Annotated in this window: 9 protein-coding genes and 2 pseudogenes; 7 read left to right on the forward strand and 4 right to left on the reverse strand. The window is 58.6% G+C overall.

Annotation, left to right across the window (positions count from 1 at the left end; genetic code table 11):
- Positions 1–233 precede the first annotated feature (233 nt).
- Genes B0D71_RS05800 through B0D71_RS05810 form a run of 3 tightly spaced genes read left to right on the forward strand, consistent with a single transcriptional unit; the run spans position 234 to position 3,400 of the window.
- Positions 234–710, forward strand: a complete 477-nt coding sequence (locus B0D71_RS05800) for a MarR family winged helix-turn-helix transcriptional regulator (protein ID WP_103393890.1) — start codon at positions 234–236, stop codon at positions 708–710.
- Positions 703–1,881 (forward strand): HlyD family secretion protein, encoded by a 1,179-nt coding sequence (locus tag B0D71_RS05805; protein WP_103393891.1) that lies wholly within the window; start codon positions 703–705, stop codon positions 1,879–1,881. The genes B0D71_RS05800 and B0D71_RS05805 overlap by 8 nt, the downstream gene beginning before the upstream one ends.
- Positions 1,874–3,400, forward strand: a complete 1,527-nt coding sequence (locus B0D71_RS05810; protein ID WP_103393892.1) for a DHA2 family efflux MFS transporter permease subunit — start codon at positions 1,874–1,876, stop codon at positions 3,398–3,400. Before B0D71_RS05805 ends, B0D71_RS05810 begins: the two co-directional genes overlap by 8 nt.
- Before the next feature lie 15 nt (positions 3,401–3,415).
- Here B0D71_RS05810 and B0D71_RS32295 read toward each other — a convergent pair whose 3' ends face one another.
- Entirely contained in the window at positions 3,416–4,261 is an 846-nt protein-coding gene (locus B0D71_RS32295) for a methyl-accepting chemotaxis protein (RefSeq protein WP_420825129.1), read from the reverse strand.
- Positions 4,262–4,279: 18 nt separating this feature from the next.
- A pseudogene (locus B0D71_RS32300) lies at positions 4,280–5,068 on the reverse strand (HAMP domain-containing protein); the annotation flags it as partial.
- 826 nt (positions 5,069–5,894) lie between these two features.
- Here B0D71_RS32300 and B0D71_RS05820 point away from each other — a divergent pair.
- Positions 5,895–8,510 (forward strand): AAA family ATPase, encoded by a 2,616-nt coding sequence (locus tag B0D71_RS05820; RefSeq protein WP_103393894.1) that lies wholly within the window; start codon positions 5,895–5,897, stop codon positions 8,508–8,510.
- 265 nt (positions 8,511–8,775) lie between these two features.
- Here the strand turns inward: B0D71_RS05820 and B0D71_RS05825 are convergent, their stop codons facing one another.
- Complete coding sequence (locus B0D71_RS05825) at positions 8,776–9,588, reverse strand: inositol monophosphatase family protein (RefSeq protein ID WP_103394033.1); 813 nt, start codon at positions 9,586–9,588, stop codon at positions 8,776–8,778.
- A 284-nt stretch (positions 9,589–9,872) separates the two neighbouring features.
- Positions 9,873–10,022, reverse strand: a complete 150-nt coding sequence (locus B0D71_RS31405; protein WP_165798690.1) for a hypothetical protein — start codon at positions 10,020–10,022, stop codon at positions 9,873–9,875.
- A 929-nt stretch (positions 10,023–10,951) separates the two neighbouring features.
- Here B0D71_RS31405 and B0D71_RS05830 point away from each other — a divergent pair.
- The 3 genes and pseudogenes from B0D71_RS05830 to B0D71_RS05845 form a co-directional block, all read left to right on the forward strand.
- A complete protein-coding gene (locus B0D71_RS05830; protein ID WP_103393895.1) occupies positions 10,952–11,605 on the forward strand; it encodes a hypothetical protein in 654 nt (217 codons plus the stop codon).
- Positions 11,606–12,559: 954 nt separating this feature from the next.
- Positions 12,560–12,817, forward strand: a complete 258-nt coding sequence (locus B0D71_RS31410) for a hypothetical protein (RefSeq protein WP_103393896.1) — start codon at positions 12,560–12,562, stop codon at positions 12,815–12,817.
- 689 nt (positions 12,818–13,506) lie between these two features.
- Positions 13,507–14,574 (forward strand): annotated as a pseudogene (locus B0D71_RS05845) (NAD(P)/FAD-dependent oxidoreductase); the annotation flags it as partial.
- Positions 14,575–14,657: the final 83 nt, after the last annotated feature.

Raw genomic sequence — 14,657 nt, forward strand, 5'->3', positions numbered from 1 at the left:
ATAAATAGACATTTATCTATTTTTTGTTCACATTAATTCACCCCAAGAACAAAAGCATGCAAACGCCCATATGTACGGAGTAAAAGCCATAAACCTTGAATATTTAGTTTGTTTTTTGATTTTTTATGCACAGTATTTTTAATACTGATCAATTTTTTATGAAAAACCGCTAGCGGACAATCCATAAGCCTGATTACCATGAGCATGCTCATTGACCTCAAGGTGCGCTGACCATGTCCCAATCCACCCTTGGCTTTGTCCTCCATGACGTCGCCCGCCTGATGCGTAAACGCTTTGAGCAATGGGCACGCGCAGCCGACCTCACGCGATCGCAATGGCAAGTCCTGGCCAAGCTCTCCATCCATGAAGGCATTCACCAGAAAGGCCTGGCCGACCTGCTGGAAATCGAGTCGGTCACCCTGGTGCGCTTGCTGGACAAAATGCAGGAGCGCGGCCTGGTCGAGCGCCGCAACCACCCCACGGATCGCCGTTGTTCCCTGTTGTTCCTCACCCCCGCGGCGCATCCGCTGTTGCAATTCATGCGCACCATCGGCGAGCAGACCCGACTGGAAACCATGGCGGATTTCTCCACTCAGGAGCACGACCAATTGCTGCAATACCTCGAACGCATGCGTGAACACCTGCTGACGGCCTGTGGCCAGCCGGTGGATGAGGCTCCAGGCTGCGCAGGCGAGGTGAAACATGGCTGAGCCCACACTCCAGCGCCCTGCCGTGCACGCCGAGGCCCGACCGCTCGATCCCCTGGAAAAACCGCCGCAGACACCTGAATCCCCAGCCCCTGATGGGCATGCACAAGAACCGACCGAGCCAACACGGCAACGCTGGCGTATCGGCCTGTTTGCATTGGGGCCCATTGCCGTCGTGGCGTGTGCCGCCTGGTATGTGTTTGGCGGTCAGACGGTGAGCACAGACAATGCTTACATCCAGGCTGACCGGGTGGGAGTTTCCACCGATGTGTCCGGAATCATCGCGGCCATTGAAGTGGCTGATAATCAAGCCGTGAGCAAGGGCCAGGTTCTATTCCGCCTGAAACCCGAACCCTTTGAAATCGCCGTGGCCAGCACCCAGGCGCAACTGGAAAACGCGCGCAACCAGATCCTTTATCTCAAGGCCAGCTACAACCAATCGTTGGCTGAGATCGCCCAGGCGGAAGCCAGGCTCCCGTACTTCCAGACCAATTTCCAACGACTGGAAAAACTCGTCAGTGTTGCCGCGGTGTCAAAGACCCTCTACGACGACGCTCATCGTGACCTCGACAATATCCGCCAGCAGATTGCCATAGCCAAGGCCCAGGCCGCCGCCGCGTTGGCCCAATTGGGCGGGCGGCTGGACCGACCTCTCGAGCAACACCCTTCTTACCTGCAAGCGCTGGCGGCACTGAATGAAGCCAAGCGCAATCTGCGCAACTCCGTCGTGACTGCGCCCTTCGACGGCGTCGTGACCAACGTTGACGCGTTGCAAGTGGGTGCCTTCCTGCAACCACCCCAATCAGGTTTCAGCCTGATCTCCAGCGATCACTTGTGGGTGGCCGCCTCGCCAAAAGAGACAGAACTGACCAACGCCCAGGTCGGCCAAGGGGTCACCATCGAGGTGGACACTTACCCCGGTGTGACCTGGCATGGCACCGTCGACAGCATCAGCCCGGCTTCCAGTGCCAGTTTCTCGCTACTGCCGGCACAGAACACGACGGGCAATTGGGTGAAGGTCGTGCAACGCATTCCGGTACGCATCCGTATCGACGACACCGCCGGCAAACCAGCGTTGCGCCATGGCATGAGTGCCGTGGTCGATATCGATACCGGCAAAGCCCGTGGCCTGCCAAAACCGCTGGCCGCCCTGTTTGCCCTCCATCATGAATGAAGTGACCGGACCACTGCCGCCTTCGCCGCTGCGGATATTGATCACACTCTGCGTGGTGCTGGCAGTGGTCATGCAAGCGCTGGACACCACCATTGCCAACGTCGCCCTGCCCTACATGCAAGGAAGCGTGTCGGCCAGCGCCGATCAGATCAACTGGGTCCTGACTTCCTACATCGTGGCGACAGCCATCATGACGCCGCCCTCGGCATTCCTTGCCCGACGCTTCGGTCGCAAGCGTGTATTGCTGTGGTCGATCTTCGGTTTTGTACTGGCATCCGTGCTCTGCGGCATCGCTCGCTCCCTGGAAGAAATCATCCTGTTCCGCCTGCTGCAGGGGCTGGCAGGGGCGGCATTGGTACCGTTGTCGCAAGGTATTTTGCTGGATATCTACCCTCTTAAAGACCGGGGCTCGGCAGTGGCCCTGTTTGGGGTTTCGGTCATGGTCGGCCCTGTTCTGGGGCCGATGCTCGGCGGCTGGCTGACGGAACACCTCAGCTGGCGCTGGGTATTCTTCATCAACTTGCCCATCGGCTTGCTGGCCTTTATCGGCATGACGCGCTTTGTCCGGGAAACACCGGCCGACACAACGGCACGCCTGGACTGGCTGGGGTTTGGCTCGCTCAGCGTGGCGATCATGGCGATTCAACTGTTTCTCGACCGCGGCGAACAACTGGGCTGGTTCGACTCTGGGGAAATCATCCTTGAAGCACTGGTCGCGACCGTAGCCACCTACATTTTCCTCGTGCACACCTTCACCCACGACAAACCCTTTATCAGCCTGAAGCTGTTCAAGGACCGCAACTACTCGGTAGCCGTCGTGTTTATCTTTATCATCGGCATCACGTACCTGGCCTCGCTGGCGCTGATGACACCCTACCTGCAAACCCTCATGGGCTATCCGGTGCTCACCGCTGGCATGGTCATGGGGCCGCGCGGCCTGGGTACGATGCTCAGCATGTTCGTTGCCGGGAAGATCATCGGCAAAGTCGATATTCGCTGGATATTGTTTTGCGGCCTGATACTGTCTGCTTGGTCGATGTACATGATGACCGGCTGGACGCCAGCAGTTTCTATCGACACGATTGTCTACGTGGGCTTTGTCCAGGGCGCCAGCCTGGGCCTGCTGTTCGTCCCGTTGACCACCATAGCCTTCACCACGCTGCCCCCGCATTTGCGTGGCGATGCTACCGGCCTGTACAACCTGTCGCGTAACGTCGGTTCCAGTGTCGGCATTTCGATCGTGACCGTGCTGTTGGCACAAAACACTCAGATCAATCATGCCGAAATCGGCGCATACGTTACGCCGTTCAACCGCCTGTTCGATGCCTGGCCTGTCAGCCACCAGCTCAATCCACTCACCGCCGCCGGGCGTGCAGCGCTGGACGGCATGATCACCGTGCAGGCCAGTTGGGTGGCCTATTTGAATGACTTCAAGCTGTTGATGTGGTTATCCATTGGCGTCATACCGTTGCTGCTGATATTCAAGACACCAAAGAACCAGGCAAGCACAACGACCTGATCACCGACGTTTAGGTCAGACCTCGAAGCGGAAACGTCCCACCGCTAGATTGAGTTCATGGGACAGCTCGCGCAAAGAAACTACGGCCCCGGAAACCTGATGGGTGATCGCATCGCCTTCCCCAGCCATCCGCGCGATGCGCTCGACGTTGGCCACGATGCCCCGCCCGCCTTCGCTCTGCACACTCACCGCATCGGCAATCCGATCCACCCCACGCGTGGAGTCACCCACCAGTTCGGTCGCCTGCTGCAAGGTATTTTCCAACTCACTCAACAGTCGGCCACTGTCATCCAGTGCCACTGTACCCGCGTTCAACGCGTCATCGACGGTCTCGGACTGGCTCTCCAGTTTCAACGTCAATTGATTAATCGAGTTGGCTGCCGTCGCCGAGCGCTGCGCCAAATTACGCACTTCGTCGGCCACTACACTGAAACCGCGCCCGCTCTCTCCGGCGCGCGCCGCCTCGATGGCTGCATTGAGCGCCAACATACTGGTCTGCGCGGAAAGGTCCTTGACCTGAGCGATACTGGCAGTGATTGCTGTAGTACTTTCGACGAAATCGCCCACCGAACCGCGAATAGCTGTAAATGCATAGCGTACGCTTTCGATTTTCTCGAGCAGTCGAGACAGTGCCAAATGCCCATCCTCCGTGCCGCGCAAACTGGCCTCAGCACAACTGCGAAGGCTTTCTGCATGGTTGGAAATGGCCGCCATCCCGTTGCTCATCTGCTCGATGGTCATCGAAACGGCACCCACCGCGCCGGATTGTGCCGTGGAACTCTCTGCAACACGCGCCGAGGTCCCCACCAGTTCTTCGGCCGAGACGCCGACCGATGCCGCAACTCCGGCAACCTGGCGCATAGCCTGTTGGAAGCTATCAATCAGTTCGTTGAACGCTTGAGCTGTGCGGGCCACTTCATCTCGCCCCATCACCCTTACACGCCGGGTCAGGTCACCATCGCGCAATTCGATAGACGCCTGCTCGATTTCCCGGATGGGTCGGATGATCTGGGCGCGCAGCAGTAGACTGACCAACACCGCCAGTACGGTGGCGGTCAGCAGCACCACGACCAGCATTCGTGACACCTGCCGTTGTGTGGCACCAGCTTCCGCAAAAGCGCCGGAGGTGAGCTCTGCCTGAAGTCCCAGCAGCCGATTGAATTGACCTTGCAAACCATTGTTGTCGGCGCGCACTCGCCCCAGCAACGAGGCAGCCTGGATCTGATCGCTCAAGGCTGTGCGCTTGAACTCGGCCAGCCCCTCACCGACCACTGCGGCCTGGTCCTGCACTGCACGGTAAAGTTCTTTTTCCTCATCACCCAAACGCGTCTCACGGGCTACTTTGTCCAGTCCGGCCCGCATGTCGTCGACACTGGCTTGCATATCTTCCAGATAGGATTCCAGCTCCTCCGCAGACGCCTGCCCATTGGATTCCAGGATGCGTGCACCTATGGCATAGGCGCCGACCATTGCTGCCTGCGAGGCCGCTGCGGTTTCCAGTACCTGGCGATACTGCTGGAACCGCAACTGATCAATTTCTTCGATCACAGCTTGTTGCTTGGCCAGCCCTTGATAGGCCAGGCCCGAGACGACTAGCAGTGCGAGCACAAATAAGGAAGGAAGCACGAGGAGCTTGGCGCCGATTGAGAAGCCTTTCAGGAATGACATAGCGGTTACCGTTTTTTGTTTTTATAGGGCACGACTAGCAGTCGAATCATTCTGCACAATTCTTTATACAGTATTTTATTCTATCTTCAGAATCAAAACAAAGAAATCAACCCCTCCACGCTACCCCCGGCATCTCTGGGTTTAGCGTTCTTGTCTCGGATAGACTTCGAAAACCAAGCATCAAGCGCAATCGCACCTACAGACTCAAAGGAGCGTGAGTCAGATCATAAATGACAGCCAACGCTGGACAGCCAGGTGCCAAGACACAACAGATGGAAGTGGCGACGTGATCGTCGATTTGCTACCGGAACTACTTGCGAGCTTAGGCTTAGGCCTTGATGACGTGAACGAGCTGACACTCTTGCTGAAGTCGACGTGCTGTACATCCCCCAATATTTATCCTTAGCAACTATCTATCACCTAATCTGGAAATGATCTCCGGCGTAGCTGTGTGCTTGATCGGCAACTTTCGGCCCAGACTGTGTAAAAAAAACGCAGACATTATTTTGAAGTCTGCGTCGCTACGTAAAATCTGCCAATGATTGGTGAATCAGCGGACCTGAAATTTGCATAGAACGCGATTTTCGTTCTGGTTCTGACTGTCAAACCTGCTCTAAACCGTTTTTACACAGCCTCGACCAGAAGCAGTCGTTGGCGGATATTCAAGCTGCTCTGGAGGCTTCGCCAAGTTTGGTTGCCATGAAAAATCAAGGAGGTAAATGCTGAGCTAGCCGCAACGAAAATGAGATCTCCACATGGGACCCTTCGTCTGATGGCATAGTGATAATCCTGTGTGTATTTCCCCTTGCCGATATGGAGTGTCGAGATGGCTATTTACGAGGAAGTGCTGGCATGGGCGGAAAGGTTGCCACCATGGAGGCAGGACGCCTTACGGCGCCTGTGTGTTCAGGGAAGCTGGAGCGAAGCGGACCTTGGCGAAATTCTCGACCTCGCCAAACAGCATCACGGACTCCGCAGCACAATAGAGCCTGCGCCGCAGCCGATCAGGTTCGCCGCAGAGCATTTTCCCGCCGAGGCGAACAGGGACCGGGCCGTCGTTCTCACGTCCCTACATACGCTGATGAATGTTGGAAAAATCCCGAGCGACCAGACTCTGGAATTCCAGTTGCGAGGGCTCACCGTCGCTTACGGTGGCAATGGCACCGGTAAATCCGGCTATGCGCGCGTGCTGAAGCAGGCGTGCCGAGCTAGGAGCCCGGGCACCGTCTACGCGAACGCCTATGCCCCAGACTTCCAGCAGCTTACACCGAGCGCCACTATCGACTTTGAGTTGGACGGCGCCCCCGAGCAGGCTATCTGGAGCGGTCAACGCGGTAATGTCCCTCGGACTGAACTCAGAGGCATCTCCGTGTTCGACGGCGACTGCGCGCGCCACTACCTCCAGTCGAAAGAGGCAGCCGCATTTCAACCGTCCGCCCTAACCTACCTCCAGCAACTGGCCAACGGCCTCAATCAGGCCCTACGCCCAGGGCTTCAGGCAGAAATCTCAGGTCTGGCCACAGACGTTACGCCGTTCAATGTCATCCCTGCCGGTACTGAGGCCGGCCAAGCAGTGCATCCGATCGGGCCGGCCACGAATCTGACGCGCGCGCGCGCCCTGGCCACGTTCACTCAGGATGAGCAAGCAGAACACGCGCGCCTTCCTCAGGAGATTAGCGAGGCGGACCCTAGCGCCAAGGCGATGAACCTCGACAATGCCGCGACGAGGATCGATGAGTTGTGCAACAGCATCGCCATCACCGCTGGCGTCGTGTCTGATGATGCGCTCGGCGCCGCGCAGTTGGTGCATCGGAGACTGGTTGAAGCTGAAGCGGCCGAGAGCACCGCATCTGCCCTGCTGCAGACGGATGATGCTACGCCGCTGCTGCCCGGAACGGGGCAGGGCCCGTGGTCGTTCCTCTTCAATGCCGCACGCGAATACTCGACCACTACCGCGTATCCGGGACAAGCCTTCCCGGTTACAGAAGAGAATGCAGTATGCGTGCTTTGCCAGCAGGAGCTAACTCATGCGGCGCAGGATCGATTGCAGCGCTTTGATCAATATATTCGGGACAGGGCAGCTGAAGCCGCTCAAGTCGCACGCAACGTCTGGCAGCAGACGGTACGCGATGTCGGATTGGCGATCGTCACCTTCATCGTCCCCCCTGTCATGATGGAAAGCTTGCGTGGCCGCATAGCAACGCTGCCTGATGAGATCCGGACCTTCCAAGAAGACCTGATTGCTCGACTTCAGTGGCTCAGAACTAGCGTTGCCAACGGGGAATGGTTGGACCGGCCAGCGTATCGCGGCGCAAACCCGACTGCGTCGCTCCGCCAAATTGCGGAGAGCCTTCGCACCGAAGCGGCCGGATTGCGCGCGAACCTCGATGCGGAAGCCCTATCGGCCAAGCGGCTTCGCCTAAAAGAGTTGGACGCACGGCAGCTACTTTCCGAGCATATCGAAGGTATCGCCCAGGTGATCGAGAATCTTGCCCACAGGGCAAAGCTCCAGAACTGCTTTGATGATATCGGTAATACGCGCTCGATTAGCGTGCTTGCAGGTCAGCTCGCGAGGACTTACGTCAGTGAGGCGTTGGCCGGGCGGATGAACGATGAACTCAGTGGGTTGGATCTTTACCACATCAGGGCGAGGGTCAGTTCAACCGGTGACGCAGGCTCAGTTCGCCTTGGAGTCCAACTTCACGATTGCCGGCTAGATCCGCATCTTGTTCTTAGTGAGGCGGAGCAGCGCATGTGTGCCCTCGCCTATTTCTTCGCGGAACTCCACCAGTCAGGGTCCTACTCAGGAATCGTTTTCGACGATCCGGTTTCGAGCCTTGACCACAATCATCGAACCGCTGTTGCACGACGGATCGTTGAGGAGTCCGCCAACCGGCAAGTCATTGTGTTCACACACGATGCGGTGTTCTTTGGGGAGTTGATTGCGCTGAGCCAAGATGCCCAGCTGGTCCCTGAAGTGAGGTCGATCAGCTATCGCGCAGAAGGCCCTGGCTACATTGATGCCGGACTGCCTTATGACATGCGAAGGCATAATGAACGCATTGGACAACATCGTGCCGACCAGCAGCGGATTGCAGCTATGTTCAATAACCCCCCTGGGGATGACGAGCGGATTGCGGTCCGCAATGCGTACGATGACCTTCGCGTTACGCTAGAAGTTGGAATTGAGGACACAATTCTAAACGGAACCGTAATGCGGTTCCGCGAAGGTATCTCGGTCGGCCGGCTTGATGGCGTGATGGTCGTGCAGGAGGCTGAATTCCGCGAAGTGCAGCGTTTGCATGATAGGTGCTGCCGCAATGTGCGTGCGCATTCACATGCGGCCGGTCAGCAGCGTGCTGTTACGCAACCGGACGAGCTGTTGCGAGATATCGAGGCGGTTAACACCTTGTTCCAAGGCATCCGTAGGCGCAGAGGCTAAGCCAGCATGCAAAGGAGAGGTGGTTGAAAATCCACTGCTAGCCGCGGCCGCCAGTTCCGACATTTACACGTCGTCTAAAGCGGAAACGCCGATTGATTCAACAGGTCACCCGAACGCACCTGCCCTGGTGGGCACGTCCTCTAGCCAGGAAGGAAGTTTCATTCGAGATTTCCGGTCGGACGCTCGCGGACTGTGTGCCGCTGCAGCGGTCAAATACAAGCGATACCAGTTGCTCGAATAAGCTGGGCAACGGGTTGGTTGGGGATTACGTGAAAATACGATCCCACTCACGGGCCAGCAAGAGGCGGCACGCCGACACTGAACCACCGAAGCAGCGTTGTGAGACCGTTTGCATATGGGCTTCAGTAACGTATGTAATCGGTTGTCCTCGCTCATCGAATAAAACGCCGCCTGCGCCTCTCAAGAGGGCGTGGCCGGCGACCACGTCATGTGCAGAAACTGGATAGAGCGAAACACCGCAGGCCCCCTCCCCGGCGGCGACTTTGGCGAGCCTATAGGCAATGGATGGCATTGCCACAAAAGAGCTGGGTTGGCAGAGCTCGCGGTTAAGTTCAGGTTTATTGATCGCCGCGGCACTGACCATCACGAACTCGTCGCTCGACAACGTTTTGATAGAAAGCTGTGACACGATCGGCAGCCCATTACGGCTCACCTCGGCCATCCCTTCGGCCCAAGCAATGCAATCCGGCACGCCCTCCACGGTGACGGGGGCATACACCACACCTAATACCGGCGTTTGTTTGTGCAACAGACCGATGGAAAGGGCTGAGCCTTTGAGCCCCTTGAGGAAGTCCGCCGTCCCGTCGTTCGGGTCAACGACCCAGCACCATGGATGACCGGTCAGACAATGTCCGGTTTCCTCTCCCCAGAAGTCACAAGGAAGAAGCGTCAGCAGGTGTCGATGTAAGAACTGTTCAATTTCTTCGTCGACGGCGGCCTTGTCACCTTGACCCCGTGGCCCGTCCACTCTCGCCCACTCGGCAATCAGCAGCTGACCGGCGCGAATAACGACCTCAATGGTCTGGGTGAGCAGTTGTTCAAGGTTGGGAGTTTGCATGAAGTGGGCTGCCCTAAGGTTGGGTGGGGTAATGCAATGGTCCTCGACCATGGGGCGACGCGAGTCGCCCCTCAGCCGTCCCAGAGGCTGTCAGCCAAACGGGCCACGCCCCTCACAAAATCGGTGCGTGCCCATCTTGGCTCTTTCCGCAGGACTCGATGGGCTTCGCCCTCGATCTACGCCTGCACTGACTGTTGATGGCTGATCAGCGTACGTGCAGCGGAGGGGTTGCGCAGCCATCAAGACGCAGCCCTTTGAGGGTTAAGGATTGTCGAGTCACCTTTTCAAGGTGTACTCCCTGGTGCTTCGACCTGTACCAGCAGGCAAGCCGCTTTCCCCTGCTGGGTGATGACGAACCTCTGCCCTTGTGCAACCAACACCAGCAGGCGACGCATCTGACGCCGGGCCTGGCTTTTGCTGTAGGAGGTGCGCATACCAGATACCCCTGACCAGATCTCGATACAGAGTAGCCTTTTCACGCCATGCGGCGACCTCTGCGCACCGACGGCACGCCCCAACACCTGGGGTAACGACACCTAGTCTGCGGACGGATAACGCCTGGCATTCTAGACGTTACCGGGTTAAACCTGTCGTTGCGTCTAGAATCCTAGGCATTCGGTCAATGAAGTGGTTGGTGACGCTATGGTCGGGCTACCGCGAAGGCTACTGGAATACCCGCCATGGTTTCGGACGAATTTGGCGCTGAAACGAACCCTCTCGTTCGGTGTCATGTCGACGAACGCAGTGGTTCGGTGCCGCCACACCCTTCACATTTTATTTCACATCTTATTCTGAGCACACTCAGCAACCATACGGCTTACCGGCCTGCGTGCCACACATGTAAGACTCACGGCCTTCACATTTTTTCGCTCGCCTTCCGAGCGTATCAAACACCGTATGGCCACGCCACCCGACGCCCACCGCGAGCCCAACACCTCCCAAACGCCCCACTGGCTCGTCAAGCATCATGCGCCCCGCAAAGTGGCCAATCGGTCGCGCTAGCGGATGGAGGCGCCCAGTTCGATAAAAAGCGGCGTCAGTCGGACGGTGACAAAAAGAGCGTCGTGCCCGCGACTGACGCAGTAACATCCATAGACGCTTTCCCGGCGTCGATGGCGAGCGAACGGTGGTGGTTCGCCTCGTTGGCCTGGGTGATTCCCTAGTGCGCACCAGCGGTGGCGGCGTCAGCGGTAGGGGCATATCGACCCGACACCGGCTAACGTCAGGGTCAGGGACCACCGCCCACTGATTCGCCGCTTTGGCCTTGGTCGACCTGGCGTCAGCGCCAACGCACCCGGCACGGCAAAACGCCTATCGTTCGATACGATCGGTAAACCTCATCGCCGGTGTTTTAGGAGGCAGCATGTCTGCAACGAAAATCGAAGTCTACCGCGGTTCAGACGGGCACGCGCTGACGCCTGAACAGGCGGACGGCAGCCACCTCCACATCGAACTGCCCGCAATGAGCGGGTACGCAACAGAGGTGTACCTCGATTGCCTCGAGGTCTTGAACCGTGTATTTCTCGGCGCCCTGCCCCAGGCAGCGGACGATTCCGAGGAAACTACCTCAGGCCTCGGCGCGCCCGGCACGCTGAACCCACGCACGTTGTTCAGGGAGGCGGCCATGCTGGCAGAGGCGCGGCAGCTGATCCTGCAAGACGGCGACTGGGTCACGGCGGCGGGCTTGTCCCAACTCACCGGGCTCGAGCCTGCAGCGCTCGCAGCCGGCCTTCGGGCGTGGCTGCGCGACGGCCGTCTCATCAGCGTGAGCGACCGGCGCCAAGAGTACTTTCCAGTGTTCGCGTTTGGCGATGCAACGGAGCGGCGGCCCACCGCCGAATTCGGCGCGGTGATCAAAGTGCTGAGCAAAAAAAAGGACGGCTGGGGCATGGCGTTCTGGTTCGCCTCGAGCAACCACTTGTTGGGCGGCAACCGCCCGAAAGACCTGCTGCGATCGACACCGGAGCGCGTGCGCGGCGCGGCGGAAGAAGAGGTGGCGGGGCAACTGGATGGCTAGTCCCGAGGTCGCTTGGGAGGTAAGCCGGTGCGTGATGGTGGCCTGGGAACCCCACCTGGCCGCGGCTAGTTGCCTGCACTGGCGGAAACAGGAAGGTGGAGGAGCAAGAGGGTGACTGACGGGCGGCAGATCGCCGAAACAGCCAAGCCGCACCACGCGGCCTCGGAACTTGGGCAAAACGCGATCTGCCAGCGACCACAGGTTGGGCCCCGCTGCCGGCAGAAACCCTTCGGTCGGGCCGGGAGCGCGCGCCCTGCATGCATGAACCGCCGTGTGCCGCCACCTCACCGGTGTGATTAACACGACTGGCGCCATTGGTGTATCGCTAAAAATACGGACCACATCGCTCGGTTAGGCCCGTGGCTGTAGCCGTGCAGCTCTCTACGGGCCTCGCTCTATAATCACTCTATAGTTCCTTATAATTCCCTATAAACGGCTTCGCCAGCCACCTCCAACCTGAGCTGGGTGGTCGACGAATCGACACGCCGACGGTGCAACACCGCCGCTGAACACGGACACGTTGACCGTATTTTGGACAACAGCCCCCCCCTTGCCCGACGGGGGCCGGTGTACGGTTTTTCACGGCCAATACGATGAAAAACCGCCTGACACGGGGTAACCCCGGAGTTACCCCGGGCCAGTAAACGTCTGCGACATAACAACCAGGGATGGGTTCATAGCCAGTAATTACATGATGCGTGACACAGTACGAAAATGTCGGAAGGTGGACCATGGCCCGCGGTGGCATTTACAAGGCGCTGGTACAGGATACCTGCACGGTGTTGCGCAGCCGGGGCAGCATCCGAACATCGATGCGGTGCGGGTGCAACTGGGCAATACCGGAACCCGGGTCAGGCACTGCGCGAGCAACTGAAGTGGCAAAACGAACATCAGCTGCAGTGACGCAATGGTAAGGTGCGTCACGTGCAGGGACAAAACACGGCCAGCTAGGCAATGCTCGTCCTGCTCAAGCGTGACAATGAAGCGTTGATCCAGCAGCTCACGACCAAACAACAGCACGCGCACCAACTCGACAAGCAGCTGCGGGCTGTCACCCAACAACACGACCAACTCCGCGTCCACCTTGAGCAGCAACAAGGCACTAAGCGACTGCTCTCTACTCAATTGAGCAAAGCGCAACGCACCCTGCAATGGAGGACGCTACGTTGCCAGTACCTGGGACTAACTTCTACTGGTCGCCTGCACTGGTGAAATGGGACGAAAGGCGCGGGCCGGTTCCCGCCAGCAATCCGACCGGCTCCAAGTCTCTACCCGCCAACAGGGCGGCGTCCAAGAATCGATTCGCCCGTGCCGAGCGCGCCCTGAGCGCCGCCTGCGCCGCGGCCTTGAACTGCTCAGCGACCTGCCATTTTTTCGTTTTGACTTTGCGCTTACCTTTCATCACGGCTCTCGAAGTGAATCACAAACGTCTACTCCCGACAGGCATTGAGGCATGAGCGGACCGCCTTGGGACGCCTCCTGAACCCACGCTCGTTGCCCCAAAGGTACCACTCACGTTGATCAGAGTGGCCACGCTTCTCCTCGGCGTACCGCCTATCGAGCCTCTGAGCACCAAACACGCGGTCAGGTTTGAGAATCTTGGTTTCTCAAACTCGTTAACTCACACGACAGAGTGATCAAGGGTGGCGCCATACAGGTGTGAGTTCATGACCTAAATATCAATACGATATCGTTTGTCCTGCGGTCAAATTAAATCTGGTGCATGGCTATATCACCAAGTGACAAAGGGGGCGCCAGCGTCGACATAGCTCATGCCGATATTAGAAACCATAGTGAGGTAGCCGAGACTCCAGCGCAAACGGCGTAGATGGTGTGGGCGCTCCCTCGATGCCACTGTTGACTATTCAGCAAGTCAACATTATCTGAGTCGGCTAAGCTGGGGCACCGGCAGCCTGTCGGGCGATGAGGCCATGCGCAAACAGATGCGCCGCACCATCGGTGATGACGTCGACGATTTCATCTGGAACCTGCGCTGGCGCGGGCACCAGATCATCCAGCAGCGCGTGGAAAAATACGGCATCGCCTGCGACCTCAAGCACGGCCACCTGCACGCCGCGTACAAACCTGCGCACATGGTCGGCTTGCGCAAGGATTACGACGAGGCGGTGCATCGTGGCATGGGCGACGAGGTCAGCCTGCTTGACCGCAGCCAGGTACGCGACCTGCTGCAAAGCGACCTCTACCACGGTGCGATCAAGAACACCCGCAACATGCACCTGCACCCGCTCAACCTGTGCATCGGCGAGGCCCGCGCGGCCGAAAGCCTGGGCGCATTGATCTTCGAAAACAGCGAAGTGCTGGAGATCATTCATGGCTCGACGCCAGGCGTACGCACCGCCCACGGGCACATCGACGCCAACCAGGTGCTGCTGGCCGGCGATGTCTACCACAAGCTGGAGCCGGGCAAGCTCAAGGGCAAAATTTTCCCGGCCATGGGCGGCATCGTCACCACCGCGCCGTTGGGCGACCTGGCCAAACAGATCAACCCCGAAGACCTGGCGGTCTATGACTGTCGCTTCGTGCTCGACTACTACCGCCTGACCGCTGACGGTCGCCTGTTATTCGGTGGCGGCGCCAACTACAGCGGCAAGGATTCACGCGACATCGCCGCCGAGCTGCGCCCGTGCATCGAGCAGACCTTCCCGGCGCTCAAAGGCGTGGCCATCGATTACCAGTGGAGCTGCGCGATGGGCATCGTGATCAACCGCATCCCGCAACTGGGCAAGCTGTCGGACAACGTCTGGTATTGCCAGGGCTACTCCGGCCACGGCATCGCCACCACCCACATCATGGGTGAAATCATGGGCCGCGCGATCACCGGGCAACTGGAGCAGTTCGACACCTTCGCCGCTTGCCAGCACATCCGCGTGCCCATGGGCGACCTGCTGGGCAACCCGATGCTCGCCGCGGGCATGTGGTACTACCAGATGCTTGAGCGGTTGCGCTGAGGTTACTGGCCAATACATTCAGCATGGGTGCTGCCTGGGCTGGCGTCTTCGCGAGCAGGCTCGCTCCCACAGGGATTGATGTC

It is taken from the genome of Pseudomonas laurylsulfativorans (assembly GCF_002906155.1).
GTDB lineage: Bacteria > Pseudomonadota > Gammaproteobacteria > Pseudomonadales > Pseudomonadaceae > Aquipseudomonas > Aquipseudomonas laurylsulfativorans.

Coding starts and splice junctions, on each gene's coding strand:
- B0D71_RS05800 (WP_103393890.1), top strand. CDS start 234: ATGTCCCAATCCACCCTTGGCTTTGTCCTCCATGACGTCGCCCGCCTG.
- B0D71_RS05805 (WP_103393891.1), top strand. CDS start 703: ATGGCTGAGCCCACACTCCAGCGCCCTGCCGTGCACGCCGAGGCCCGA.
- B0D71_RS05810 (WP_103393892.1), top strand. CDS start 1,874: ATGAATGAAGTGACCGGACCACTGCCGCCTTCGCCGCTGCGGATATTG.
- B0D71_RS32295 (WP_420825129.1), bottom strand. CDS start 4,261: ATGCGCCAGGTTGCCGGAGTTGCGGCATCGGTCGGCGTCTCGGCCGAA.
- B0D71_RS05820 (WP_103393894.1), top strand. CDS start 5,895: ATGGCTATTTACGAGGAAGTGCTGGCATGGGCGGAAAGGTTGCCACCA.
- B0D71_RS05825 (WP_103394033.1), bottom strand. CDS start 9,588: ATGCAAACTCCCAACCTTGAACAACTGCTCACCCAGACCATTGAGGTC.
- B0D71_RS31405 (WP_165798690.1), bottom strand. CDS start 10,022: ATGCGCACCTCCTACAGCAAAAGCCAGGCCCGGCGTCAGATGCGTCGC.
- B0D71_RS05830 (WP_103393895.1), top strand. CDS start 10,952: ATGTCTGCAACGAAAATCGAAGTCTACCGCGGTTCAGACGGGCACGCG.
- B0D71_RS31410 (WP_103393896.1), top strand. CDS start 12,560: ATGCTCGTCCTGCTCAAGCGTGACAATGAAGCGTTGATCCAGCAGCTC.